Below are 25,893 nucleotides of genomic sequence, written 5' to 3'. Positions count from 1 at the left end.
CGGTACGCTGCGCCGGACCTTACACCGGTTCGGCCAAGAGGCAAGACTTTCAGCCTGCCCAAGAACTGCCGCTGACAGCTCGAAAATGGCAATTCCTGAACAAGCTGAGACTATAGAGGTTGCCTTACCAAGTGGGGTCCACAACTTTTCGTCCGTGGTTTACCCCCCTCTGTCCTACCGGACATCTCCCCCTCAAGGGGGGAGATCGACAAGGATTGGGCTTCCAATCCACATCATCTCCCGCAGATCCGTTCAGGAGGAGCGCGGGGCCACTCCATCCGATCTCCCTCCTTGAGGGGGAGATGCCTGGCAAGGCAGAGGGGGAAGGCCACAAGTATAAACGCTTGCGTCGTGGACTCTACAGTGCGGTCTTAGGTTCACGCCCAGAAATCGGGGATGGTCTCGGCAAGCCGTGGCCCGATGCGCAAGGGCGCGATCTTTTCGGCCAAGCCGGTGCTGTCGGAAATCTCGACGCCGACGCCGCAGATGGTTGCCGGGCCATGGGCAGCTTCAAACCGGCCCTTCGGCATTTTCGAGATGAACCGGTTGAGCGGCTCTTCCTTTTCCATGCCGAGCGAGGAATCGTAATCGCCGCACATGCCGGCATCGGACATATAAGCTGTGCCACCGTTGAGGATCTGGTGATCGGCAGTCGGGACATGGGTATGGGTGCCGACCACGAAGCTGGCGCGGCCATCGACGAAATGGCCGAAGCATTGCTTCTCGCTGGTGGCCTCGGCGTGAAAATCGAAGATGATGGCGTCGGCCTGTTCCTTCAGCGGGCAGGCGGCGAGGATGGTTTCAGCCGACTTGAAGGGGTCGTCCAGCTCGGGATGCATGAAGACCCGGCCCATGATATTGGCAACCAGCACGCGCGCGCCATTGCGCGCATAATAAAGACCGGAGCCCTTGCCGGGCGTGCCGGCGGGATAATTGGCGGGGCGCAGGAACTGGTCGTGACGGCCGGAAAAGGTGATCGCCTCCTTCTGGTCCCAGACATGGTTGCCTGTGGTGACGACGTCGGCGCCGGCATTGATCGTTTCCAGAAAGATGTCTTCGGTGATCCCGAAGCCACCAGCGGCGTTTTCGCCGTTGACGATCACGAAATCCAGTTTCAGGTCGGAGATCAGGCCCGGCAATTTCTCCCAGACCGCCGTACGGCCCGTCTTGCCAACCATGTCGCCCAGAAAAAGCAGCCGCATTCCCTATATCCAGTCAGATGTCGACAGTTCTCAACCCATGTTCGGTCAGAATGGCCTGCAGGGGAACGTCGTGAGGTTCAAAGGGCACTTCTGCCACTTCCTGGCAGGAAAATGCAATGCCGATCAGAACAGGAATGCGGCCTTTGTCGCGCAGGCGGGAAATCGCCCGGTCGTAATGGCCCGCGCCGTAGCCGATCCGGTTGCCGTTGCGGTCGAAGGCGGCGAGCGGCATCAGCAGCAGATCGGGGTCGACCACAGGGGCATCCGGGCCCGGGCCGCTGGTGCCGAAACCGGTATCGGTGAGGGCCACGTCAGCGCGCCATTCGCGAAAGCAGATGGTCTGGCGGTCGAGCACGACGGGTAGGCAGAGCCTTGCTTGTGCATGACGCAATTGCGCCATCAGCGGGCGAAGGTCCACTTCCGAGCGGATCGGCAGGAATCCGGAGACCATCATGCCGGCTAGCGAAGCTATTTCTGGCAGTCGCTCACTGCCGTGCCGCGCTATGGCCAGCGACAGTTCCTGGCGAAGGGCAGGGGAAAGCGCGTCGCGGCGCGCCAGACTGTCCTGGCGCAACTGGCTTTTGAGATTGGACAGGGTCTCGTCTTTCTCGTTGTTTAACACGTCAGGTCCGACCAGCGCTGCCTTGGCGCGATCCGGTTCAGTTGTCGATGCATCGGTTAGTGGTTGTTTAACCATGTCCAGCAATTGCTTTGCAAGGCCGCCGCGGCCCGCCTTGCTGCCGCCATGAAGGCGCCTAGGTTGAAGCTTGGAAGAAATTCCCTAAAATTCATGGGGTTGTGCCTTAGTCGACGGTTGTGCCGTCAAACCCCGCCGCTGTCATCGACCCGCTACCGTCAGGTGGATCGGGCGATCGCGGCTGTTTGTCAATCTGCGACAAGATTGCTTTAACATTCATCAAATAGCCTGCCCTGGGGGACTTCTGGATTTTCGAGGGTTTGGTTATGAAATTTCTTTCCCGTTTCGGGCTTGTCGGAACGATTACTGCGGTGACGACCTTGGTTCTTGTCGTCTGTCTGAGTGCTGTTGCCTGGCAGATTTCCCAGTCGGTGCACGCGCGTATCGCGAAGCAGGCGATCGATGGGCAGAATGCCGGGTTGCGGGTTGCCGCGATCTTGCTTCAACGCGACGTGCCGGGCGTTAAAGTCGACTGGGGCAGTGACGGCAATGTCGAGCGGATTTCGGCTGACACCCTGCCGGTGCAGTTTGCCGATCACCACATGATCGATCAGGTGGGCCGCGCCACCGGCCAGACGGCGACGCTGTTTACGCTTGATGACGCCAGCAAGGGCTACGTGCGCCGCACCACCAATATCGTCAAGCCTGATGGCCAGCGCGCCGTCGGCACGCCGCTCGATGCGACCGGCCTGGCTTACAAGGCCGTGGTCAAGGGCGATACCTATCGCGGCCAAGCCGCTGTGCTGGGCACGGATTACTATACGATCTACAAGCCGATCGTGAACGCTTCAGGCGCTGTTATCGGCATTCTCTATGCCGGCGTGCGCGTTGCCGAAATTGCCAGCATGAGCGACGAGATGGCCTGGACCGTGGCCATGACCGCCGGGATAGCGCTGGCAATCGCCTTGGTCCTGGTTGTGATTCTGACCCGGGCGATCATGCGTCCGATCCCGCAGCTGACCGCTGCCGCGTCGAGCCTGGCGGAAGGCCGCACGGATGTGGTCGTGCCGCATCAGGACCTGAAAAACGAGATTGGGGCGATGGCCCAGGCGCTCGACGTGTTCCGCAAGGAAGCGCTGCTTAAAATTGAGCTGGAGCGCGAGGCCAATGCAGAGCGGGTTCGCAATGAAGAACAGCGGGCCGCGCATGAGGCAGAGAAGGATGCGCATGCCGTTGCCCGTCGGCGCAATGCCGATGCGCTGGCTATTGCGATCAACCGGCTCAGCGCCGGCGACCTGACGAGCCGGATCGAGGAGCCCTTCCTGCCCGAGCTGGAAGGCCTGCGCACCGACTTCAACAATGCCGTCAGCACGCTCGGCATTGCCTTCGCCAAACTGCGCAATGAGGCGATGGCAGTTGAAGCGAGCGGCAGCGAGATGCGCAGCGCCGCCAGCGAAATGGCCAACCGCACCGAACAGCAGGCCGCTTCGCTGGAGGAAACCTCGGCCGCGCTGGAGCAGATCACCGGGACGGTCCGCAGCGCTGCCGACCGCGCCCAGCAGGCAGCGACCCTTGCCGCCAATGCCCAGGTCAACACTGAGGGCTCTTCCAAGGTGGTGTCCGATGCGGTGGAAGCCATGAGCCGCATCGAGCAGGCGTCGAGCGAAATTTCCAAGATCATCAATGTGATCGATGAGATCGCCTTCCAGACCAACCTTCTGGCGCTGAATGCCGGTGTTGAAGCGGCCCGCGCCGGCGAGGCCGGCAAGGGCTTTGCCGTCGTTGCCCAGGAAGTGCGTGAGCTTGCCCAGCGCTCTGCCAATGCCGCCAAGGACATCAAGGGGCTGATCACCAAGTCGGGCACGGAAGTGGCCGGCGGCGTCAAGCTGGTGCGCGAAACCGGCGATGCGCTGAGCGCCATTTCCGGCCAGGTCTCGCAGATCAACGGGTTGATCGGAGAGATCGCCACGTCTTCGCGTGAGCAGAGCACCGGCTTGGCCGAGATCAACACTGCGGTTAACCACATGGACACGTTCACCCAGAAGAACGCCGCCATGGTTGAGGAAACCACGGCTGTCACCCACCGGCTTGCCGAAAGCGCCACGACGCTGGTTGGCCTGGTCGGCCAGTTCAAGGTGCCGGGTGAAGTCGCGCCACAGCACCGCATGGCTCCAAAGGCGACCTACCAACCTGCTGCCCAGCAGCCGTCCGCCGCTGCTTCCCGCAACCGTCCGGTGCCGGCAAAAGCCGGTTCCGCGACATCTCGTCCTGTCGCTTCGCCGGCCCGCTCGATGATGGGCAAACTGGCTGGAGCCTTCGGCGGCGGTGCCGCTGCGGCCTCCAACGCAAAAGTTGACGGCAATTGGGAAGAGTTCTGAGGCCGGACCACGTCTGCGCTTTATAACGAAACGGCCGGGACTTGCTCCCGGCCGTTCTGGTTTTTAGAAAGTGCAAGGCCGATCCTTCCTTTGTGGGTGAGACAAGACGATGCCGCATGTAATCAGAGCCGGTGTTCGGCACGATTTCGAGGCCCTGCGGGGCATTGAACTCGCATCCTTCGAAACACTACGGGCTGCCCAGGCCGTGACGGGCGAGGCGGCTGCTAGCAGCGATGATGAATTGCAGATCTATCTCGATTCCGGTTTCCTGTTTGTGGCGGGAGAAGATAGTGGCGGGCTGTTCGGCTATACTGGCGGATACGAGGCTGAGGGCTGGCTGCATATCGGGGAAATGGACGTCCATCCGTTGTGGCAGCGGCAGGGCATCGGCAGGTGTCTGATTGGGAAGATGCTCGCGACCGCTCGGGAACGGGATCTCAACGGCGCGACCCTGACGACAGATCGCTTCGCGCCATTCAACGCGCCTTTCTATCAGAAGCTCGGCTTTCGGCCTCTGGACGCGGCGGCTTGTTCACCAAGGCTGAAGGCCATTCTGGCCAGCGAAGCGGACAAAGGTCTCGACCCACGATGGCGCGTCGCCATGATGCTGGCATTCTGAGCTTGCGGCTTACCCCAGCGACCGCATCACATCAGCCATCGCCTCGGCTTGCGGCTTTCCCTCAGACTCCAACCCGTCGATCACGCCCTTGCGGTCGGCCTCTGTGCGGTTCTGGCTGGCCTTGAGTTTGCCTTCGATGGCGGTGATCGCAAGTTCCAGCCCGACGATGCCGCGCATCCGGGCGGTAACGAAGGGCTCCGGCGCGTCATTGACAGCCCAGGGGTGCTCGCCCTTGGCTTCCTGCTGGTCCGTCAGGCGGTTAACCTGGTCGAGCAGCCAGGCGGCATCGTGATGGACCGTTGTCGTGCCCCTGACCTGAACGATCTGGTAATTCCAGGTCGGCACCACTTTGCCGCTCTCCTGCTTGCTTGGATACCAGTTCGGCGAGACGTAATGATCTGCGCCCATGAAGCTAATCAGAACTTCATCGCCGGCCTCAATGGCCTGCCATTGCGGATTGGCCCGCGCCATATGCGCGATCAGCCGATCCTTGTCCTCGCCATCACGGGCGCGGCTGACAAAGAAGGGCAGGGGATTGGCGACCAAACCACCGCTTCCTGCCGTCACCAGCAAGGCGAGCGGATTGCGCTGGATGAAGCCGAACAGGGCTTCGGTGTCGGTCTGGCGGAAATGGGAAGGTAGATACATCGGCGTTCTCTTAACTGTCGCCCCGGGCATTGTGCGGCCGATTTAGTTTTGCAGCATTCCTAAGTGCGTTTTATCAAACGCACGGTGCTGCAAGGCCCGCCAGTCGGCAAGAGAAACATGCCATTTATCAAAACAATGAATAAGTGCGATCCACGCAACCGATGGAGATTTTCGATCCTGGGAGCCTACAAAGTAGGTGGGCGCCGTATGACCGAACCCACGGGTCCGGACAGGGACAGCTCCCTCAAGATCGGGTATGGCCCCAGGGATTGTGTTTCCTGTCGAGAGGCGCAGACCGCAAGACAGATATAGGCGTATTCGCTGGCTTGTACCAGTGGCGATAAGGTCTTGGCGAAGGTTTATTTCTGCAGGCAGCCGGTCAATGCGGCTGGCCTGCGCCGCCAGGGCCTTGGGCTGGCTGAGCAGCCTCTGTTTGCGGTCTTTCGGTGAGCCGGCGGGTCAGGCCGTTCAGGCGGTCCGTCAGCTCCATGATGGCGGCAAGAATGTCGTCCTCGCGACCCGTGGCGCCGGCCGATGCCGACTCGAGGGCGGTCATCCTGCGCTTCAACTCGGACAGCTCGTCCATGACCATGATGCCGGCCATGACCGTGACCCTCAAGTCGCCGATCTCGCCGAATTGGCCCTTGAGGTGGCTGACATAGCGGTCGAACTGGGACGCCAGATCGATCAGATGCGGCTCCTGCCCCTCTTCGCAGGCCATGCGATAGGCTTTTCCATCGATGGTGACCGTGACTTGTGCCATGTCTGTCGCTTGACCCCTGATCGAACCCACGCGGACCTTATCGGTCCAGCACGGCCCTGATGGTTTCCATTGCCGTTACCAGGCGGCGCGAGACTTCTCTATTGACTTCTTCGAGCCTGTTCGCCCGAAACTGAGACTGATCCAGCTCCTGGGCCAGCCTTGCGCGATCAACGTGAACGCGCCGGACTTCCTGCTCCACTTCGGCGCTGGACCGTTGCAGTTCCAGCCGCATTTCAACGGCATTTTCCAGCCCGGAAATCGCCTGTCTCAATGCGCCGAGCACGGCTTCCGCTCTATCCGTCGCCATCTGCCTCTCGCCCATTCTCCGGTTTGGCTCGTCGATCGACGAGAAACCGACAATCATTTTCACCGGCATTTTTCTCCGGCAAACTCCAAAAGGCAAGCCGAATCGACCCTTTGGCTCCCGTAGTTCTCACGCGACATTAGTCATTGAGATAAGCCTGCGTCAACAAACCCCCGCGTTTGCAGCGGGTTTGGGCTCATCATGCTTGTGGACGGCGCTGCCGGGGCCGCTCGCCCGGGGCATCAACAGGAGACAATGATCAATATTAAGGCAAAATCTGAAATAATGCCTTCGTGACAATCACCCGCCCTCACTTTATTGACTTGCCAGCCCTAGATGTTAAGGATCTCCCACTTCCTGACGTTCGCCCGAACGGCGATCGTCCATCGAGACCCGGAACAGGCGGAATAGTCATGATTTCTCCCGAAAAACATAACCGGATGGCCAACGCGATCCGCTTTTTGTCCATGGATGCTGTCGAAAAGGCCAATTCGGGCCATCCCGGCATGCCAATGGGCATGGCCGACGTGGCGACGGTGCTGTTTACACAGTTCCTGAATTTCGACCCGAAGGCACCAAGATGGGCCAACCGCGACCGCTTTGTGCTGTCGGCCGGCCACGGCTCCATGCTTTTGTATTCGCTGCTTTATCTTACGGGCTACGAAGACATTTCCATCGAAGACATCAAGAACTTCCGTCAGATCGATTCCAAGACCGCCGGCCATCCGGAATATGGTCACCTCGCCGGCATCGAAACGACGACCGGCCCGCTTGGCCAGGGCATTGCCAATGCCGTGGGCATGGCGATTGCCGAAAAGAAGCTCGCCGTCGAGTTCGGCAGCGATCTGATGCATCATCACACTTACGCGATTGCCGGCGACGGCTGCCTGATGGAAGGCATCAGCCAGGAAGCGATTTCGCTGGCCGGCCATCTCAAGCTCAACAAGCTGATCGTGCTTTGGGACGATAACGGCATTTCCATCGACGGCGCGATTTCGCTGGCTGACAGCACCGACCAGCACGGCCGCTTCCGCGCCTCCGGCTGGAACACCATGGCTGTCGACGGTCACGATCCCGAAGCAATTGCCGCAGCCCTCAGCGCCGCGCAGCTGTCGGAAAAGCCGACGATGATTGCCTGCAAGACGGTGATCGGCTTCGGTTCGCCCAACAAGGCCGGCACCCACAAGGTGCACGGCTCGCCGCTCGGTGCCGATGAAATCGCCGCGACCCGCAAGGCGCTCGGCTGGGCCGACGAGCCCTTCCACGTGCCGGCCGACGTGCTGGACGCCTGGCGTGAAGCCGGTGCCCGTGGCGCCTCTATGCGCGCCGAATACGAAAAACTGGTGGAAGGCTCTGCCCACAAGGCCGAGTTTACCCGTCGCTTCGCCGGCAAGCTGCCGGAAGGCTTCAACGCTGCCATCGACGCCTACAAGAAGAAGCTGGCCGAGACTAAGCCCGTGCTCGCCACCCGCAAATCCTCCGAGGATGCGCTTGAGGTGATCAACGGCATTGTTCCGGAAACGCTTGGCGGTTCCGCCGACTTGACCGGCTCGAACAACACCAAGACCAGCCAGACCGCCTCGATCACGCCGACCGATTTCTCCGGTCGCTACGTGCACTGGGGCATTCGCGAGCATGGCATGGCGGCTGCGATGAACGGCATCGCGCTGCATGGCGGCCTCATTCCTTACTCCGGCGGCTTCCTGATCTTCTCGGATTATTGCCGTCCGCCGATCCGTCTCGCCTCGCTGATGGGCATTCGCGTCATCCACGTCCTGACCCATGATTCCATCGGTCTTGGCGAAGACGGCCCGACCCACCAGCCGGTCGAGCAGATGGCGGCGCTGCGCGCCATCCCGAACCTGATGATGTTCCGCCCATGCGACGCCACCGAGGTGGCGGAATGCTGGCAGATCGCGCTGACCCACACGGACCGTCCGTCGGGCATCGCGCTGACCCGTCAGAACCTGATTGCGGCACGTACCGAATACTCGGCTGAAAACCTGTCGGCCAAGGGCGGTTACGAGCTGCTCGGCGCCGACAATGCGCAGGTGTCGATCTTCGCCACCGGTTCGGAAGTCGAGCTGGCCATCAAGGCCCGCGAGGCTCTCGCCGCCAAGGGCATTGCCGCCCGCGTCGTGTCCGTCCCCTGTTTCGAACTGTTCTTCGAACAGCCGGAAGAGTATCGCCAGGCCGTTATCGGCACGGCCCCGGTCAAGATCGGCGTCGAAGCGGCGATCCGCCAGGGCTGGGATGAGATCATCGGCTCGCACGGCACCTTTATCGGCATGAAGTCTTTCGGCGCTTCCGGCCCCTACAAGGAGCTGTACAAGCATTTCGGCATCACCGTCGAAGCGATTGTCGAGGCGGCAGAAGCCAAGCTGGCCTGATCAAAACGGGCCGAATACAGACGTGGGCAGGTCTTAAGCGACCTGCCTTTCGTCTGAGACCAGATCGCTGGAGCTGTCCGGCACGCAGGCGCCCCGCCTCGTACCGTCTCGGCTGCAGACAACCAACGTTCCGGGAGCCACCCAGCTGCCCGGAGCCATCCGAGAAGCGGGAGTTATGCAATGACTGTGAAAGTTGCCATCAACGGCTTTGGCCGCATCGGCCGCAACGTGCTGCGCGGCATCATCGAATCCGGCCGGACCGATATCGAGGTCGTGGCCATCAACGATCTGGGCCCGGTCGAGACCAATGCCCACCTGCTGCGTTATGACAGCGTCCATGGCCGCTTCCCCTCGACCGTCAAGGTTGAAGGCGACAGCATCATCATCGACGGCCGCGCGCCGATCAAGGTGACCGCCGTGCGCGACCCCAAGGATCTGCCTTGGGCCAATGTCGATATCGCCATGGAATGCACCGGCATTTTCACCGCCAAGGACAAGGCCTCGCTGCATCTCGCCAACGGTTCCAAGCGCGTTCTGGTTTCGGCTCCGGCTGACGGCGCTGACAAGACCATCGTCTTCGGCGTCAACCATAACACGCTGACCAAGGACGACCTCGTCGTTTCCAACGCGTCCTGCACCACCAACTGCCTGGCACCGGTCGCTTACATCCTGCAGAAGCTCGTCGGCATCGAGAGCGGCTACATGACGACGATACACTCCTATACCGGCGACCAGCCGACGCTGGACACGATGCACAAGGACCTGCACCGCGCCCGCGCCGCTGCTCTCTCGATGATCCCGACCTCGACCGGCGCTGCCAAGGCCGTCGGCCTGGTTCTGCCGGAACTGAAGGGCAAGCTCGACGGTTCGGCCATCCGCGTCCCGACGCCGAACGTCTCGGTCGTCGACCTGAAGTTCATCCCGTCGCGCGCCGTGACCAAGGAAGAAATCAACGCTGCCATCAAGGCTGCCGCTGAAGGCGAGTTGAAGGGCATTCTAGGCTATACCGAAGAGCCGCTGGTTTCCATCGACTTCAACCACGACAGCCATTCCTCGACCTTCTCCGGCGACCAGACCAAGGTCATGGACGGCGGCAAGCTCGTGCGCATCCTGTCCTGGTACGACAACGAATGGGGCTTCTCCAACCGCATGGCCGACACTGCCGTCGCCATGGGCAAGCTGATCTAAGTAGTTTGTCTGCCTGAATGAAATGACGAAAGCGGATCGGGAAACCGGTCCGCTTTTTTATTGGCGTTATGCCGGCGCAAAGGCTTTGCCGTGTCGCCCCCTATGCCTTCCTATTGCCACCGTCCGTTGATGCGGCTGACCCGATAGAGCCCGACATCCTCGACGCCGGCAGCGACCTGCACTTCCGGCTGGAAGAGGCCCGGCAACGGCTGCTGCCGGACCGGTCCGTGCTGGACAGGGCGGAGGTGCGCGAGAGGATGGAGGAGATTATCAGGAGTAGTTTTATCGGGGATCGGAGCCCGCTGAGGCGCTGGAGAGGGTGCGGGCGTTTTTGCGGGGGGAGGGTGGGTGAGGGGACTGGCAAAAGGTCTTTTCCGATGAAGGAGAACGGAATGCTCGGGATAGTGACGGATTTGGAGCCGTGAGGATAATGGCGGCGTTTAGAGGTATAGTCGAACATAACGGACATTGACCTGTAGGCATGCCGCGACGCTTCTCCCCAGAGTCGTCTTTCGACAGGGCTCTCATTTTTGCATCTTATGGCTACAGGATTCGTTATCGATACTTGCCGAAGTAGCTTGAATGGAGCGTCGACGAAAGCCACTAGACATGTTTAGAAGATAGTACAACCTAGAAACGTGGTCAAAAAGCTGTCACGGTTCGCTGGAAATTAATTTTAGCTTCGGAGTTTAAACCTATGGCGAGCAACTCAATGGATGAGTTTCAAAGGCGTTTCAACCTAGCTCGCAGCGGCGGTGGTATCCTATTCTGCGGTGCCGGATTTTCCGCGGATTGTCTGAATTTCAAGCCAGATGAAACGCTCGGCACGGGCGCACAACTGCTAGATCTCTTCAATGCCGAACTCCACCAGAATCCGCCATACAGGAATCTGCAAAACGCCGCCGATGAATTATGGAACAAGATTGCCGACAACGGCATGATGACACTCCTTAAAGAGCGGTTCACCGTTTCCAACATAACCTCTGATATGGCTGATCTGTTACGCTACCCTTGGCAGGCGGTCTACACGACAAATTACGATAACGCGCTCGAGAATGCGGCTCAGGCCGCGCACAAACAGGCGGAGCCCCTCAACAACACCGACGATCCCAGCATCCCTGCGCAAAATCTTCCAATTATCCATCTGCACGGCTATGTCCAGAAATGGAACATTCACAACATTCGTGAAAGTTGCGTGCTCGGCACCGAAAGCTACTCAAAGCTCACCCATGTAAAGAAGTGGCTCGACCGCTTTCGGCGCGACATCGATCAGGCTCAGATCGTGGTCTTCGTCGGGTTCAATGCCGGTGATTTCCACATTAACCAGGCGATCAACGACCTGACAGGCTTGCGCGAAAAGGCCTTCTTCATCAATCGTCCTACCGCCCAAGCTGACCCCGATGTCACAGCCGCTCAAAAGCGGCTCGGCACACCGTTCTTCACGGGTCGGGCCGGGCTTGCCACCACAATAAGAAACCTTCTGGCCGAGGACGCACCGAAAGAGCCACGCCTTGCCAGTTTTGCGAAGTACACGCCTGCGAATCCCTCAGCAACTGTTCCAACGCAAGAGCAGATCGAAAACCTGTTTCTCTACGGCAAGGTTGAACCCTCGCAACTCGCGCGGGATGCATCCAACGATGTGTCCGAGTACCACATACGGCGCAGCGCTATACAAGAAACTCTGGACGCCATCGCAGATCATACCCGGATCATGCTCTTTGACGGATACCCCTGTGATGGCAAGTCCTTGCTCATAATTGATCTTGCCTATCGCTTGTCAGGGACAAGGCCGGTCTACCAGATGCGCCAAGCCTATGAGAACGTATTGAACGAAGTTGCTGACATCCTTCACTACGCGCCGAACGCCGTATTAATTATAGAAAACTGTTTTGATCTGCCGACAGAACGGCTTTTGAGCATCGCGCGTCAATTTGATCGTCAGGATGGCGTTCTGATCCTAACCAGTCGGGCCGTGGCCGTCGATGCCAGCACTGCTGGCCTTGCTTCGCTACAAGGCCTCGGCAGTTTTCGAAAAATGCCCCTTGCCCGTCTAAGCAGGGACGAAGCGCTTGTTTTGAGCGACCTCGCCGATCAGATTGCTGGATGGCGAGATTTTCATACGCTTGATCACAATGCGCGGCTTCGTTTCATCGAGAATACCTGCCAAGCAAGCCTGCCGCATTTCTTGATGCGGCTGCTCCGGTCAGACTACGTTTCCAACCGATATCGGGAAGAATTCAATAAGCTGTCACTTAGCCACACCGAACGCGAAGCGATCATCGTCGCGCTTTATGTCGCCCATATCGGCGAGAATGCACCAGTCTCCTTCCTCAGCAATGCGATGCATATGGACTACGGCGCCATCATCGACGGTATGAATGCCAGGGCCGGAAATAACGCTTTCCTCCTGGTGCGTCGGAACGGTGAGATTATCCAGACAGTACCCTCGATTGGGGCTGAGAACATCCTCCAAAACCTTTTCGCGGATGACGAAGTCGTTGATGCCATCGTTTATTTGTTGAAGAACCTTGCGGCGACCTATCGCGACCCTTTCGAACAGCGCATGTTCAATCAGATGATGCGGTTCTCCATACTTTCCAAAGTCGTCACCGACAGAACTTCAATCGACCGGTTCTTCGAACATAACAAGCAGGAACCGCAAATCAGACGAATGCCGCTTTTCTGGCTGCAATGGCACATAGCGAAATGTGCAGCCGGCGCCCTTATGGACGCGGAAAAATTTCTCGAACAGGGATATAGTGAAGCCGAGGAATACGAACGGCGCACCAGAAAGACTTTCGACCGTCGCCAACTCGACGACCGGCGCGCAAAGTTTCTTATGTTACGTGCGGAAAAAAACGCCCGCGTCGGAGCCGAATTATTCAGGGATATCAAGGAAGCAATAGAACTTACTGACAAGATCTTGCGCCAGGACGACCCGCAGTACTATCCGTTCGAAACACTTGCGCATATCGCGCAAAACTATGACGTGCTAGGTCATCACTTGGACGCCACGTTTAAGGCATTGCTCGATGAGCGGCTGCGTAAGCTCTCAATCTATGCCCATCAGCGAATCGGCGTGCTTCCTTCCGGATATCAAAAGGAGAAAGCCAAATCAGCGCTCGACAGTATTCGCCCAGGAATATGATCTGCTGCGGAATCATTCGTCAGCAGCGACTGGAGCACGCCTGACGGTGATCGGATCATCTGTTTTGAACCCGCCCGCCCTGAAGCTTGACCTAAACCAAGCCCCGCAAAGAGGGCCACCGCGCCGGAGGCAGTGAGCTGCTTCCTACCACCCTTTTAGGCGTTTATGAGATTAGCAGAATGTCCGCTATGCAGAATGCAAAGCTAGAGCCGACCCGTCCATATTGGAGGCGCGAAACCGCCGCTTTCAAGGTTTATGCGGTGCCAACACTTAAACCGTTAGCCTACTCTCGGAGTGCTTAGATCCTGCTCAGACAAACGATGACATAATGAGGATTGCCGAGCACTCCGCGCTAAAAACTCCTCCCACCCACCCCCATTTTCCCCCTTATCGCCATAATTCGTTTTGTAATTTCGCCCCAGTCTGGGAATAGTATTCTCAAGGGAATTCAAGGCGATTCTGCCGTCTCTTCGTCAGCCACAGTGTCAGATCATGCGGTCTTGAGCGCCGGGTTGGGCACCGGACTGTGTGGTGGGCTGAGATGGTGGGTCACCGGGTAAGAAAGGGGCCAAGGGTTGGAGCATTTTTATATCGTCACGCTGGTGCTGACGGCGCTCATCCTGTTTGCGGCTTTTTCCAGCCTGATCGCCTTTCGCTTCGGCGCGCCTTTGCTCTTGCTCTTTCTCGTTATCGGGCTGGTGGCCGGGGTCGATGGGCTCGGCATTCATTTCGACAATCATTCGGTGGCCTATACGATCGGTTCGCTGGCGCTGGCGGTCATTCTGTTTGATTCCGGCTATACGACCTCGCTGCAATCCTTCAAGCAGGCCGCCGGGCCGTCGATTACGATGGCGACATTGGGCGTGCTCTTGACGGCCGGTCTGTTCGGGGTGCTCGCGAGTTGGGTGCTGCATCTGTCGCTGCTCGAGGGCCTGTTGCTCGGCTCGATTGTGGCGTCTACCGATGCGGCGGCGGTGTTCTTCCTGCTGCGCATCGGCGGCATCAATATCCGCGACAAGGTGCGCTCCTCGCTGGAAGTGGAATCCGGCACCAACGACCCGATGGCGATCTTTTTGACGCTGGCGCTGGTGCAGATGCTGTCGACCGGCAAGGACCATACCGGGCTCGACTGGGGCGTGCTGAAACTGTTTATCGAGCAGATGGGCATGGGACTGGCGCTCGGGCTGATCGGCGGGGCGCTGATCGTGCTGATCGTCAAGAAGATCCCGATCGATCGCGGTCTGTTGCCGATCATCGTGCTCGCCATGTCCATGGTGGTGTTCTCCTACACCGGCGCCATCGGCGGCAGCGGCTTTCTGGCGGTCTATGTGGCCGGCATCTATGCGGGCAATCGCAAGATCCCCGGCAGCGCTGCGATCTCGCGCTTTCAGGAGGGCATGACCTGGCTTGCCCAGATCATCATGTTCCTGGTGCTCGGCCTGCTTGCCACGCCCTCGCATTTCATCAAGATCCTGCTGCCGGCTGTGTTTCTCGGCCTGTTCCTGGTGTTCGTCGCCCGGCCGATCGCGGTCTGGCTCTGCCTGATACCCTTTGATTATACCACCCAAGAAAAGCGCTTCATTTCCTGGGTGGGTCTGCGCGGTGCCGTGTCGATCCTGCTCGGCATCCTGCCGATCCTTGGCGATTTGAAAGGCGGGGAGACCTATTTCAATACCGCCTTCATCGTCGTGATGATCTCGCTATTGCTGCAGGGCTGGACAATCAAGCCGATGGCCAAGCGGCTCGGCCTGATCATTCCGCCGCGCATCGGCGCTATCGACAAGGTAGAGCTCGACTTGCCAGGTGCGGCCCATCACGAGCTTCTGTCCTACCGCGTCGTGGCCGGCAGCCCTGTCTTGAGCGGCGCGCGCATTCCACGCTGGGCCATGCCCTCGCTGGTCATTCGCGACGGCAAGTCGATGCGCTACCAATATGCTGGGCGGCTCAGGGAAAACGATCAGGTCTATCTGTTCATCGCCCCCGGCTATTCCCGGTTGCTCGACAGGCTGTTTGCCAGCAAGGCGCCTGTCGATGAGGATGACAGCGAGTTTTTCGGCACCTTCACCATTTCCCCCTCGCGCCCGGCGGGCGAACTCGATGCCGCCTATGGCCCCGGCCTGCTCAATGAGGCAGACCGGCAGAAGACGCTGGGCGAATATATGGAGGCGCGGCTGGGTGGGCGCGCCGATTATGCCGACCGTGTCAGGCTTGGCCATATCATCCTGATCGTGCGCGATCTCAACGAAAGCGGCCATATTTCGTCGGTTGGCGTGTCGATGGAAGCTGTCGCACCACGCGACAATGCTCCTGTTTTCCTCAGCCTCACCGGCAGCCTGAATTGGCTGAAAGGTCTTGGCCAGAAGTTGAAGACCGTACGGCAAAAATAGAGCCGCCTCTTAGAGTTTGTCAGGGAAAAGTGGAACCCGGTTTTCCCGAAAAGACAAACGGAAACAAAAGAATCGAGAGCCTCTCTGGTTCAATCTGAACCTGACAGACTCTCGGTGGGAAGCGGCTCTTGCAGCTCAGTATATGGCGCTTGATCAGGCGAAAGTCAGGTGGTGGTGCTGACCAACGTCGGGCATCTTGTCGCTGTTCATATTGGCCTTTGCGATTTCCCAGCCGAATTTCAGCGGATTGCCGGTGGAGGCCCAAACCTCTGCATCGTCGATATGCAGAGCCAGCATGGTCAGGTCGGGGTCTTTCTTGCCATTGTGATACCAGGCCTCGACGACCGAACTCCAGTATTCGTCGATCTTGTTTGGGTCGCGGCGCACATCGATCACGCCAGACAGGCAGGCATGATAGTCGTGGTTCTTGCCGACCACGCAGAAATGCGCCCGGCTGCCGGGGCGGATCTGCTGGACCAGTTCGGAATCCGTGCGGGTGAAGAACCAGACGGTATTGGTCTTTGGGTCGCCATAGGGCGCCATCGGCTGCATGTGCATGGTCGAGCCTTCAAGGCCAAGCATGCCGGCGTGGATGGCTTCGATTTCCTCCCAAAGCTGACGGGCGGGTTCTTCGCGGGCTTCCGTGAGATTGACCATGGGTCTTCCTTTCGTCTTGCTAATCTGCTTCGGGGGAGCAACGGCAGGAAAGGCTAATTGTTCCGGTCAGCAACGGCTCTTCCTGCCATCGCCCCCTCTTGAATGGCGGGCGGCAGGGCCGTATAAGGGCGCCAATTCGAGCGTGCATCGATACGTCAGCCGGTTGCCGGCTCACGATCGTGCAGAAGATGAACAGCGTTAGAGCGCATCCGCCGTGTCGCCACCGACCACGCGGGTTGCCGCAGAACAGATGATGCAGGGGTGCCATGGCAGGCCATTCACAGTTCAAGAATATCATGCATCGCAAGGGCAAGCAGGACTCTGTGCGATCGAAAATGTTCTCCAAGCTCGCCCGTGAAATCACGGTTGCGGCCAAGGGTGGACTGCCGGACCCAACCATGAATGCCCGCCTGCGCCTGGCCATCCAGAACGCCAAGGCGCAGTCCATGCCGAAGGACAATATCGAGCGCGCCATCAAGAAGGCCTCGGGCGCCGACGGCGAGAACTATGACGAAGTCCGCTACGAAGGCTACGGCCCGGGCGGCGTCGCCGTCATCGTCGAAGCTTTGACCGATAACCGCAACCGCACCGCTTCCAACGTTCGCTCGACCTTTTCCAAGTCGGGCGGCGCGCTCGGTGAAACCGGCTCGGTGTCCTTCTCCTTCGATAAGGTCGGCGAAATCGTCTACAAGGCCAGCGTCGGCGATGCCGACGCTGTCATGGAAGCCGCTATCGAAGCCGGCGCCGAAGACGTGGTCAGCGACGAAGACGGCCACACGATCATCTGCGGCTTTGAAGACATGAATGAAGTGTCGAAGGCGCTTGAAGCTGCACTTGGCGAAGCCGATTCGGTCAAGGCCGTCTGGAAGCCGCAGAACACCGTGCCGGTCGATGAAGAAAAGGCCCAGTCGCTGATGAAGCTGATCGAGACCCTGGAAGACGATGACGACGTGCAGAACGTCTATTCGAATTTCGAAGTCTCCGAAGAGGTCATGGCCAAGCTTTCGGCTTGATCCACTCTCGATAATCCAATGTAAAAAGCCCGGTCATGGTGACATGACCGGGCTTTTTGTTGTGCGGAACGATTTACCGTTGGAGCCGGGAGGGCTTCAAGCCGCTTCGTTGCGGCTATTGGCGATGACGCCGATAAGGTCGTTGACGATACGCTCGATCTGGCTGCGGTCGTCGCCTTCGGCCATCACCCGGATCAGGGGTTCGGTGCCGGAGGGGCGGATAACCAGGCGGCCGTTGCGCGATAGTTCGTGCTCGGCCTCTGCAATCGCCTGGCGCACGAAGCTGTCTTCCAGCGGCTTGCCGCCTGAAATGCGGATATTGCGCAGCAATTGCGGCACGGGGTCAAAGCGATGGCAAATCTGGCTGACGGTCTTGCCGGTGCGCTTGACGGCGGCAAGGATCTGCAGGGCCGCCACCAGGCCATCGCCGGTCGTGCCGAAATCCGAGAGCACGATATGGCCGGACTGTTCGCCGCCGATATTGTAATTGTTCTGGCGCATGTGTTCGACCACGTGCCGGTCGCCGACTTTGGTGCGGGCAAGCGTCAGGCCCTTGTCGCCGAGGAAGCGTTCCAGGCCGAGATTGGACATGACGGTCGCAACGATGCCGCCGCCCTTCAAGGTCTGGTCATTGGCCCAGCTCTCGGCAATGACGGCCATCAGCTGGTCGCCATCGACGATAGCGCCGGTCTCATCGACGATGATGACCCGGTCGGCGTCGCCGTCGAGCGCGATGCCGATATCGGCGCGCACTTCATGGACCTTCTTTTGCAGTGCCGCCGGATGGGTTGAGCCGCATTCGAGGTTGATATTGGTGCCGTTCGGCTCGTTGCCGATGGTGACGACTTCCGCGCCCAGCTCCCACAGCGCCAGCGGCGCGACCTTGTAGGCGGCGCCATTGGCGCAGTCGATGGCAATGCGCAATCCGCTCAGCGTGACATCGCGGGGCAGGGTGCGCTTGACGAATTCGATATAGCGGTAGATGTCGCCGTCGACGCGCTTGGCGCGGCCGATATCCTCGGCCTTGGCGAGCGGCAGCGGGGCTTCCTGGTTGAGCAGCGCCTCGATCTCGCCTTCAAGCTCATCGGAGAGCTTGTAGCCATCGGGCCCGAACAGCTTGATGCCGTTGTCGGCGAAGGGATTGTGCGAGGCAGAAACCATGACGCCAATATCGGCACGCAGCGAGCGCGTCAGCATGGCCACAGCAGGCGTCGGGATCGGGCCGAGCAGGAAGACGTCGAGGCCAGCGGCGGTAAAGCCGGCGACCAGTGCGGTTTCCAGCATATAGCCCGACAAGCGCGTATCTTTGCCTATCACCACGCGGTGGCGGTGATGGCCACGGCGAAAGATCGTGCCGACGGCAATGCCGACCTTCATGGCGAGATCCGGCGTCATGGGAAACACGTTGGACTGGCCACGAATGCCGTCGGTTCCGAAGTAACGTCGTGTCATGCTGTCTCCTGAATTCACGTCAAGCTATGCCCGGTGCGTACCCCTCAGGCCCGCTTTCCTGTCACAATCCGCCCGCAACCGTCGCGTCACACCTTTTACGGCAGAGCCTACGTTTACAATATGGCTGGCAGACGATGCCATTGATCGTGCTGCTGATCATCCGCTCATCGCATGTTTCGCTGCTATATTCACTTAAATTACCATCAACATTGATTATAAGCCGTTACCATAAAAAAACCGCCCGTTGTCGCGGGCGGTTTTTCAAGATCATACCGAGATCTGAAGGCTTAATGAGCTTGCGGCTCCAATCCGCCTTCCGGCTCGCCGCCCTTGGGCGCATCCTTCTTGCCGGCGGAGGGCACGGCGGAACCACGGCTGGTGGGACCATCTTCGCCGCTGTCGCGCACCGGCTTTTCGCCGCGGATCAAGGCCTTGATCTCTTCGCCCGACAGGGTTTCGTATTCCAGCAGGCCTTCTGCCAGCGTGACGAAGGCGTCGTGCTGCTCGGTGATGATACGGCGCGCCTCGGTATAGGCTTCATCGATCAGCCGACGAACTTCCACGTCGATCTTCTGGGCAGTCGACTCCGACACATTCTTGCTCTGCGACACGGAATGGCCGAGGAACACTTCCTGCTGGTTTTCACCATAGGCGACCTGGCCGAGGATGTCGGAAAAGCCCCACTGGGTGACCATGGCACGGGCAAGCTTGGTAGCCTGCTCGATGTCGGAAGACGCGCCTGAGGTGATGTTTTCCTTGCCGAAGGTGATTTCTTCAGCAACGCGGCCGCCCATCATGATGACGAGGCGCGAAACCATCCACTTGTAGCTCATGGAATAGCGGTCGCCTTCCGGCAACTGCATGACCATGCCCAATGCACGACCGCGCGGAATGATCGTCGCCTTGTGCAGCGGATCGGCCACTGGCACATTCAGGGCGGTGATCGCATGGCCGGCTTCGTGATACGCGGTCAGCTTCTTTTCGGCCTCGGTCATGGCGGACGAGCGGCGCTCGGCACCCATCATGATCTTATCCTTGGCATCTTCGAATTCGGCCATGGTGACGACGCGCTTGTTGCGGCGTGCGGCCATCAGGGCAGCTTCGTTGACGAGGTTCATCAGGTCGGCGCCGGAGAAACCGGGGGTGCCGCGGGCGAGAACCTTCAGATCGACATTCGGTGCCAGCGGCACGTTTCGGGCATGCACCTTGAGGATGCGCTCACGGCCTATAATGTCTGGGTTCGGCACCACGACCTGACGGTCGAAACGGCCGGGACGCAGCAGGGCCGGGTCAAGCACGTCAGGACGGTTGGTCGCGGCAATCAGGATGATGCCTTCATTGGCTTCAAAGCCGTCCATCTCGACCAGAAGCTGGTTCAGCGTCTGCTCGCGCTCATCGTTACCGCCGCCGAGACCGGCACCACGATGGCGGCCGACAGCGTCGATTTCGTCGATGAAGATGATGCATGGCGCGTTCTTCTTGGCCTGTTCGAACATGTCGCGGACGCGGCTGGCGCCGACACCGACGAACATTTCTACGAAGTCAGAACCTGAGATCGTGAAGAAGGGCACATTGGCTTCGCCAGCCACGGAGCGGGCGAGCAGCGTCTTACCGGTTCCGGGAGGGCCAACCAGCAGCACGCCGCGCGGGATCTTGCCGCCAAGACGCTGGAACTTCTGGGGATCGCGCAGGAATTCGACGATTTCTTCCAAATCCTGCTTGGCTTCGTCGACGCCGGCGACGTCCTCGAAAGTCACGCGGCCATGCGCCTCGGTCAGAAGCTTGGCTTTGGATTTGCCAAAGCCCATCGCGCCGCGCGAGCCGCCCTGCATCTGGCGCATGAAGAACAGCCAGACGCCAAGGATCAGCAACATCGGCAACAGCGTGCCGAGATAGCTCAGGAAGCCGGAGGAACCATCGCTTTCGGGGCGGGCGACGATCATCACGTTCTTGGTCTGCAGCTTGTCGAGCAGGTTGTCGTCAACGACAGGTGCGTAGGTCTGGAAGGCGGCGCCGTTTTCGCCATAGCTGCCGATAATGCGGTTGCCGGTGACGGTCACGTCACGCACACGGCCGGAATCAACTTCGCGCAGGAATTGCGAATAGGGAATCTCGCGGGAACTTGTTTGCGACGGTGACGTCTGGAACATGCTGAACAGCGCGATCAATAGCAAAGCTATGATGGCCCACAGCGCGAGATTTCTGAAATTTGGGTTCATCGAACTCCCCGGAAAAAATGTTCGGCGCGTAAAGGCGCCGTATCGTCGTCCAGTAACATAGGTTTCCTGAAGCGCCTTGCCAAGGCAAAGCGCGGTCTCTGCTTCGTTTTCCGTCAATAAGATTTAAAAACAGGGCGATAAAAAGCGCCTCGCCCTGAAAAGATCCGCCAAAGCCTGGGCGAGCGGCAAATCAAAGCCCGGGAGAAACCCCTGATAGGGTGCAATGACCGGTTCTACTTCCAGATTTGGCGCCTTCATCGGCTCCGACATCAAGGCGAGTACCGCAAGCGAGGCAGGCAGTGTCTCTGCTGTCTGAAGCGGCTGTTCGGGTGCCGCAGGACAAACCTCGGCAATAGCTTTGCCCGTGTTGGTGACCCGCCAGCGGCCGTCCCAGATCGCCGTTTCGCTTGGGTTGATAAGGAGATGCGGCAGGGCGCGCGCTTCGCGGACTAAAAACACGCCGCTGCGGTGGCGATGGGCGAGGCAGCGGCCAAGGGTCAGCCGGGCGCCCGGCGGTTGGCGGCCGAGCTGTAGCAGGCGCTCGAGTGCAGCACTTTCTGGCCCATGCGGCTGACCGCCGACCGTGGCGACCAGGGCGTGCAACCCGTGCCGCAGGGCAGCGCCTTCTGCCTCGAACAGAGCCGTATCGAGATGAAACAAGCCCGGCACAGGCATGGTGGCATGGCGGCTAAGCAGATCGGCGGCCTGCCGCGACAGTTCCAGGCGGTCGATGCGCCCTGCCTGCGGCAATGTGTCTCCCGAGCTTCGCCGCGCCAGATCGGCGCGAACACGGGCGCGTTCGTAAGCAGGGTTGTCATTGCTGGGATCGTCGATCCAGTCCTGGCCTTGCGCCCGCAGACAGTCTCGGATGGCTTGGCGCCGGCTGGCGAGCAGCGGTCGGTAAATCCAGACACGATTCTCGTAGAGGACGTTTTGCGCCATGCCGGAAAGACCGGGAGCCGATTGATGCGAACCGGTCTCAGGATCGGGGCGCGCTCTAGCGGCTCGCATGGCAATGGTTTCGGCCTGATCGTCTGCGGTGTGGCCGGTCAGGATGGCGGTGCAGCCGGTCTCCTCGGCAATCTCAGCCAGCAGCCGGTAGCGGGCGGCACGGGCGCGGGCGGCAAGGCCGGTGGCTGGCTTGTCACCGTCCCAGCGCCGGGTCATATGAGCAATGCCGAGATGGGCGCAGAGATCAGCAACGCCTTGCGCTTCTTCGGCTGAGCCCGGTCGCAGGGCGTGGTCGATGGTGGCGGCCTGCAGGCTGATTTGAGTGTCGGAGCATGAGGCCAGGGTGCGGTGCAGCAGGAGGAGCAGTCCGGTCGAATCGCTACCGCCCGATATAGCGACCAACAGGCGCAGCGGCTTGTTGTCGGCGGTCTCAAGACGGCGGGCCGCAATGCGGTCAAGGAATGTATGGATAGCTGCGGCAGGGTCGGTCATGGGCATGGCGTCATGTGCTGGCCCCTCGGGACGGGGTTCCGTCAGCGGCGTTTGGGCGCCACGTGCCGGCATCAGCAGGCCAGGCGCTTCTGTTCGCTGATCGCCTTGTTCTGAACCGCCTTGGAGGCGTCGGGGTAACGCTTGCCGACTTCGCGCAGCGTAGCGCAAGCGGTGTCCTTGTTGTCGAGGGCGGCCAGCGACATGCCGAGCTTCAGCAGCATTTCAGGCGCCTTGGGCGTCTTGCCGTAGGTCTGGTAGGCCTTGAGGAAAGTCTCGGCCGAATCCTTGTAGCGCGACTGCGAATACTGGGCTTCGCCCAGCCAGAAATTGGCGTCGGCGGCCTTGCTGCTCTTCGGATAGCGGCTGATGAAATCGCGGAATTCGCCTTCGGCGGATTTGTAATCGCCTGAGAGGACATGGCTGTAGGCGACCTGATAAAGGTCCTGCTCACCGCCCAGCGAGGCAGTCTTGGTGCCCGCCGAGCCCTGGCCGCCGGCAGCGCCGGGCATCGTGCTGGCATTGGCGCCGGCCTGGCCGTTGACATTGGCACCGACGGGATTGCCGCTTTTGTCCATCTCGATCGAGCCGAGCGTCATTTCGCCGGGCGCAGCAGAGCGGCCACCGGAGCCTTGGCTGCTTGCCTGGCTGCCGGCGGTTTCGCCGATGATCTGGCCGACGCTGTCGCCGCCGCCCGCACCGTTACCAGATGCGGCAGAAGGCTGCTGGCGCGAGGCTACCGACGGGCTGGACTGGCCCGGCGAGCCGGCGTCACTTCTTTTTTTTTCTAGCTCCTGGAATCGGAATTCGTTGTCTTCCTGCGCCTTGCGGATGGATTCCTGCATCTGCAGCAGCTGGTAGCTCATGTCCTCGATCCGGCCGTTCAGCTGGCGGATTTGATCCTGCAGCTGCTGTACCTGGACGATGTCATTGCCGCTCTGCTGGACCTGCTGTACCGGAAGATCGCTTGGCGGCACCTGCTGAGCATGCTGGTGACTGAACAGCGAAAAGGCTGATGCGCTGGTGCTCGCTTGAGGGCCAAGGATTGCGGCCATGCCCACCATCCCAGCCACGACAAGTCTCTTCATCGATATGGTTCCCGTTTCCCGTGTTGTTGCTACTCAAGAGCCAGGCATTGGCCAAGGCGATCATGACCCTTATGCCCGTGCCCAAGCCTGCTGACCCCGAGCCCGCGGACTCGTGACTGCCCTTAAAGCTTTTCTCCGATCTTTGCAAAAGGCAACCGGAGTTCGGCCAAAGTGTGAACAAAACAAAAGGGCGGCCCGAAGACCGCCCAATTCTCGACCGTTTGTTGCACGATCGCGTGAATTACATGCCAGCGCCGCCGAGGACGGTAACGGCACGGCGGTTCTGCGACCAGCAGGAAATATCGTCGCAGGTAGCGACCGGACGTTCCTTGCCGTAGGAAATGGTCTTGATGCGGTTGGCAGGAATGCCGCGCGATACGAGATAGGCCTTGGTGGAGGCCGCACGGCGTGCGCCGAGCGCGAGGTTGTATTCGCGCGTGCCGCGTTCGTCGGCATGGCCTTCAACCGTGATCGGATACTTCGAATAGCGCTGCAGCCACTGGGCCTGACGGTCGAGCGTCTGCTGTGCATCGGCGCGGATCGAGGTCGAGTCCGTGTCGAAGAAAATGCGGTCGCCGACATTGACCGTGAAGTCCTGGGTCGAGCCGGGGGTTGCGGCGCCAGCGCCGTTCAGGCCGAGCTCCGACGCGCTGTTGGGCATGTTCTTCTTGGATGCGCAGCCAGCGAGCGCCAGGGTCAGGGCGAGAGCGACGACGGCGGGATTGCTGGCCAGCTTTTGCATGCGGCTCATTACCGGGGTGACAGTGCGGCTCATGGCCGATCTCCTTGCAAGTAGTGTGGGGCAGTCTTCGGTGCAGTTGGATGGACGACGGTCAGGCCGTCCGGGGAAAGCGTCTCGACTGACGGTCGTGTCAATCGTGGTTGCCGAACTCTAATCATTTCTGGTTAACCAGAAGCAAATGGTCATGGTTAAAGTTTACTTAATTCACGGCCATCCGGCAAATGCAAACGCCTTCCGGCTGGGCCGGAAGGCGTTGTGAGGCGTTACTATTCGAGAAGCGGTGACCAGGCCGGGTCGGAAGCGAAGCTCGGGGTCTTGATCAACTGCTCGTTATAGCCGGTCAGATCGATCGAGTAGAGCTGCGGACCGCCGGAGCCTGCTGCCTGGCGGAAGAACATCAGCACGCGGCCATTCGGCGCCCAGGTCGGGCCTTCATTGTGGAAGCCCGTGGTCAGGAGACGCTCGCCCGAACCGTCCGGCTTCATCACGCCGATCGAGAAGGAACCGCCAGACTGCTTGGTGAAGGCGATCAGATCGCCGCGCGGCGACCAGACCGGGGTGGAGTAGGAGCCTTCGCCGAAGGAGATGCGCGTCTGGCCGGAGCCGTCGGCATTCATCACATAAAGCTGCTGGCGGCCGCCACGGTCGCTTTCGAACACGATCCGGCGTCCGTCAGGCGAATAGGAGGGCGAGGTGTCGATGGCAGCCGTGTTGGTCAGCCGTGTCGTGGTGCGCGAGCGCAGGTCCATCGTGTAGATGTTACTGTTTGCGTCCTGCTGCAGGCTCATGATGACCCGCTGTCCATCAGGCGAGAAGCGCGGCGCAAAGGTCATGCCGGGGAAATTGCCGACCACTTCGCGCTGTCCGGTTTCCAACTGCAGCAGATAGACGCGCGGCTGGCCGCCTTCGAAGGACATATAGGTGACTTCCTGCCGGTTCGGCGAGAAGCGCGGCGTCAGCACCAGGTTGGAATTGTTGGTGAGCATGCGGACGTTCTCGCCGTCCTGATCCATGATCGCCAGCTGACGCTTGCGGTCGGTCTTGGGGCCGCTTTCGGCGACGAACACGATGCGCGTGTCGAAATAGCCCTTTTCACCGGTGATGCGCTCATAGATCGCGTCGGCGATGATATGGGCGACCCGGCGCCAGTTTTCCGGCTGGGTATAGAATTGCTGACCGCTCATCTGCTGGCCGGCATAGGTATCCCACAGGCGGAACTCGGCGCGCAAGCGGCCATCGCCTTCCTGGGTGATGCGGCCGACGACCAGCGCCTGGGCGTTCAGCACCGTCCAGTTCTGCATGTTCGGAGCCTGGTCGGGATTGATCTGCTTTTCGATGAAAGCACCGTGATTGACCGGGGCAAACAGGCCGGAGCGCTTGAGATCGGCCTCGACCACCGCCGAGATCTTCGCGCCGATACCATTGCTCGACAGGAAGTCGGGAATGGCGATCGGCATCGGCTCGACATTGCCCTTATTGATGTTGATCTCGACAAGCGCCATGGCCGGCGTGGCAAAGGCGCCAGCCATGCCGACGAGGACGATCAGGATACGCAGGAGTGAGAATGTCTTCATAAGGACAAGCCTTTCAGCTTTTTACATGAATTGGCTAGGCACGG

Annotated in this window: 19 protein-coding genes and 1 other RNA gene; 7 read left to right on the top strand and 13 right to left on the bottom strand. The window is 60.0% G+C overall.

The features are described 5' to 3' along the window. Positions 1-377: 377 nt before the first annotated feature. Both BJF91_RS15625 and BJF91_RS15620 read right to left on the bottom strand, forming a co-directional pair. Positions 378-1,202: a TIGR00282 family metallophosphoesterase gene (locus BJF91_RS15625; protein ID WP_075615366.1), complete on the bottom strand. Its 825-nt coding sequence runs from the start codon at positions 1,200-1,202 to the stop codon at positions 378-380. 13 nt (positions 1,203-1,215) lie between these two features. Further along, the gene (locus BJF91_RS15620) at positions 1,216-1,899 is read right to left on the bottom strand and encodes a 5-formyltetrahydrofolate cyclo-ligase (protein WP_083943324.1); all 684 of its coding nucleotides are present in this window, start codon (positions 1,897-1,899) and stop codon (positions 1,216-1,218) included. 266 nt (positions 1,900-2,165) lie between these two features. Here BJF91_RS15620 and BJF91_RS15615 point away from each other — a divergent pair, with 266 nt between their 5' ends. Then, positions 2,166-4,217: a methyl-accepting chemotaxis protein gene (locus tag BJF91_RS15615; protein WP_075615365.1), complete on the top strand. Its 2,052-nt coding sequence runs from the start codon at positions 2,166-2,168 to the stop codon at positions 4,215-4,217. A gap of 109 nt (positions 4,218-4,326) precedes the next feature. Next, a complete protein-coding gene (locus BJF91_RS15610) occupies positions 4,327-4,836 on the top strand; it encodes a GNAT family N-acetyltransferase (protein WP_075615364.1) in 510 nt (169 codons plus the stop codon). Between the two features lie 9 nt (positions 4,837-4,845). Here BJF91_RS15610 and BJF91_RS15605 read toward each other — a convergent pair whose 3' ends face one another. The 4 genes from BJF91_RS15605 to BJF91_RS15590 form a co-directional block, all read right to left on the bottom strand. Continuing rightward, positions 4,846-5,484 (bottom strand): FMN-binding negative transcriptional regulator, encoded by a 639-nt coding sequence (locus BJF91_RS15605; protein WP_075615363.1) that lies wholly within the window; start codon positions 5,482-5,484, stop codon positions 4,846-4,848. A gap of 143 nt (positions 5,485-5,627) precedes the next feature. Beyond that, positions 5,628-5,784: non-coding RNA, 6S RNA (ssrS, locus tag BJF91_RS15600), on the bottom strand. 79 nt (positions 5,785-5,863) lie between these two features. Beyond that, complete coding sequence (locus BJF91_RS15595; RefSeq protein WP_075615362.1) at positions 5,864-6,247, bottom strand: cell division protein ZapA; 384 nt, start codon at positions 6,245-6,247, stop codon at positions 5,864-5,866. Between the two features lie 37 nt (positions 6,248-6,284). Further along, positions 6,285-6,554, bottom strand: coding sequence for a DUF4164 domain-containing protein (locus tag BJF91_RS15590; RefSeq protein ID WP_075615687.1), 270 nt, complete (start codon positions 6,552-6,554; stop codon positions 6,285-6,287). A gap of 410 nt (positions 6,555-6,964) precedes the next feature. Here BJF91_RS15590 and tkt point away from each other — a divergent pair, with 410 nt between their 5' ends. From tkt to BJF91_RS15565, 4 genes are all read left to right on the top strand, one after another. Then, entirely contained in the window at positions 6,965-8,941 is a 1,977-nt protein-coding gene (gene tkt / locus BJF91_RS15585) for a transketolase (protein WP_075615361.1), read from the top strand. Positions 8,942-9,121: 180 nt separating this feature from the next. Then, positions 9,122-10,129 carry a type I glyceraldehyde-3-phosphate dehydrogenase gene (gene gap, locus BJF91_RS15580; protein WP_075615360.1) on the top strand — a complete coding sequence of 336 codons (1,008 nt, stop codon included), beginning with the start codon at positions 9,122-9,124 and terminating at the stop codon, positions 10,127-10,129. Positions 10,130-10,826: 697 nt separating this feature from the next. Next, positions 10,827-13,277: an SIR2 family protein gene (locus BJF91_RS15570; RefSeq protein WP_083943323.1), complete on the top strand. Its 2,451-nt coding sequence runs from the start codon at positions 10,827-10,829 to the stop codon at positions 13,275-13,277. Positions 13,278-13,852: 575 nt separating this feature from the next. Continuing rightward, positions 13,853-15,664 (top strand): potassium/proton antiporter, encoded by a 1,812-nt coding sequence (locus tag BJF91_RS15565; RefSeq protein WP_075615357.1) that lies wholly within the window; start codon positions 13,853-13,855, stop codon positions 15,662-15,664. A gap of 153 nt (positions 15,665-15,817) precedes the next feature. Here the strand turns inward: BJF91_RS15565 and BJF91_RS15560 are convergent, their stop codons facing one another. Next, positions 15,818-16,321, bottom strand: coding sequence for a pyridoxamine 5'-phosphate oxidase family protein (locus tag BJF91_RS15560; RefSeq protein WP_075615356.1), 504 nt, complete (start codon positions 16,319-16,321; stop codon positions 15,818-15,820). Positions 16,322-16,587: 266 nt separating this feature from the next. Between BJF91_RS15560 and BJF91_RS15555 the strand changes: the two genes are divergently transcribed. Beyond that, a complete protein-coding gene (locus tag BJF91_RS15555; RefSeq protein ID WP_075615355.1) occupies positions 16,588-17,334 on the top strand; it encodes a YebC/PmpR family DNA-binding transcriptional regulator in 747 nt (248 codons plus the stop codon). Positions 17,335-17,430: 96 nt separating this feature from the next. Here BJF91_RS15555 and glmM read toward each other — a convergent pair whose 3' ends face one another. From glmM to tolB, 6 genes are all read right to left on the bottom strand, one after another. Then, entirely contained in the window at positions 17,431-18,786 is a 1,356-nt protein-coding gene (gene glmM, locus BJF91_RS15550) for a phosphoglucosamine mutase (RefSeq protein ID WP_075615354.1), read from the bottom strand. A 287-nt stretch (positions 18,787-19,073) separates the two neighbouring features. Next, positions 19,074-21,005, bottom strand: a complete 1,932-nt coding sequence (gene ftsH, locus BJF91_RS15545; protein ID WP_075615353.1) for an ATP-dependent zinc metalloprotease FtsH — start codon at positions 21,003-21,005, stop codon at positions 19,074-19,076. A gap of 123 nt (positions 21,006-21,128) precedes the next feature. Then, positions 21,129-22,448, bottom strand: a complete 1,320-nt coding sequence (gene tilS, locus BJF91_RS15540) for a tRNA lysidine(34) synthetase TilS (RefSeq protein WP_162843873.1) — start codon at positions 22,446-22,448, stop codon at positions 21,129-21,131. A gap of 71 nt (positions 22,449-22,519) precedes the next feature. Beyond that, positions 22,520-23,533, bottom strand: a complete 1,014-nt coding sequence (gene ybgF / locus BJF91_RS15535; RefSeq protein ID WP_075615352.1) for a tol-pal system protein YbgF — start codon at positions 23,531-23,533, stop codon at positions 22,520-22,522. A gap of 241 nt (positions 23,534-23,774) precedes the next feature. After that, the gene (pal, locus tag BJF91_RS15530; protein WP_075615351.1) at positions 23,775-24,308 is read right to left on the bottom strand and encodes a peptidoglycan-associated lipoprotein Pal; all 534 of its coding nucleotides are present in this window, start codon (positions 24,306-24,308) and stop codon (positions 23,775-23,777) included. Positions 24,309-24,541: 233 nt separating this feature from the next. Continuing rightward, entirely contained in the window at positions 24,542-25,849 is a 1,308-nt protein-coding gene (gene tolB, locus BJF91_RS15525; RefSeq protein WP_075615350.1) for a Tol-Pal system beta propeller repeat protein TolB, read from the bottom strand. Between the last annotated feature and the right edge of the window lie 44 nt (positions 25,850-25,893).

This window comes from Gillisella taibaishanensis, from assembly GCF_001938985.1.
Classification (GTDB): Bacteria; Pseudomonadota; Alphaproteobacteria; order Rhizobiales; family Rhizobiaceae; genus Allorhizobium; species Allorhizobium taibaishanense.
Note: the sequence above shows the minus strand (reverse complement) of the source record. Positions and strands in the feature narration are given on the sequence as shown.

Coding starts and splice junctions, on each gene's coding strand:
- glmM (WP_075615354.1), bottom strand. CDS start 18,786: ATGACACGACGTTACTTCGGAACCGACGGCATTCGTGGCCAGTCCAAC.
- BJF91_RS15620 (WP_083943324.1), bottom strand. CDS start 1,899: ATGGTTAAACAACCACTAACCGATGCATCGACAACTGAACCGGATCGC.
- BJF91_RS15555 (WP_075615355.1), top strand. CDS start 16,588: ATGGCAGGCCATTCACAGTTCAAGAATATCATGCATCGCAAGGGCAAG.
- BJF91_RS15605 (WP_075615363.1), bottom strand. CDS start 5,484: ATGTATCTACCTTCCCATTTCCGCCAGACCGACACCGAAGCCCTGTTC.
- tkt (WP_075615361.1), top strand. CDS start 6,965: ATGATTTCTCCCGAAAAACATAACCGGATGGCCAACGCGATCCGCTTT.
- BJF91_RS15590 (WP_075615687.1), bottom strand. CDS start 6,554: ATGGCGACGGATAGAGCGGAAGCCGTGCTCGGCGCATTGAGACAGGCG.
- pal (WP_075615351.1), bottom strand. CDS start 24,308: ATGAGCCGCACTGTCACCCCGGTAATGAGCCGCATGCAAAAGCTGGCC.
- gap (WP_075615360.1), top strand. CDS start 9,122: ATGACTGTGAAAGTTGCCATCAACGGCTTTGGCCGCATCGGCCGCAAC.
- ybgF (WP_075615352.1), bottom strand. CDS start 23,533: ATGAAGAGACTTGTCGTGGCTGGGATGGTGGGCATGGCCGCAATCCTT.
- BJF91_RS15570 (WP_083943323.1), top strand. CDS start 10,827: ATGGCGAGCAACTCAATGGATGAGTTTCAAAGGCGTTTCAACCTAGCT.
- BJF91_RS15625 (WP_075615366.1), bottom strand. CDS start 1,202: ATGCGGCTGCTTTTTCTGGGCGACATGGTTGGCAAGACGGGCCGTACG.
- tilS (WP_162843873.1), bottom strand. CDS start 22,448: ATGACCGACCCTGCCGCAGCTATCCATACATTCCTTGACCGCATTGCG.
- BJF91_RS15560 (WP_075615356.1), bottom strand. CDS start 16,321: ATGGTCAATCTCACGGAAGCCCGCGAAGAACCCGCCCGTCAGCTTTGG.
- BJF91_RS15610 (WP_075615364.1), top strand. CDS start 4,327: ATGCCGCATGTAATCAGAGCCGGTGTTCGGCACGATTTCGAGGCCCTG.
- BJF91_RS15615 (WP_075615365.1), top strand. CDS start 2,166: ATGAAATTTCTTTCCCGTTTCGGGCTTGTCGGAACGATTACTGCGGTG.
- BJF91_RS15595 (WP_075615362.1), bottom strand. CDS start 6,247: ATGGCACAAGTCACGGTCACCATCGATGGAAAAGCCTATCGCATGGCC.
- ftsH (WP_075615353.1), bottom strand. CDS start 21,005: ATGAACCCAAATTTCAGAAATCTCGCGCTGTGGGCCATCATAGCTTTG.
- tolB (WP_075615350.1), bottom strand. CDS start 25,849: ATGAAGACATTCTCACTCCTGCGTATCCTGATCGTCCTCGTCGGCATG.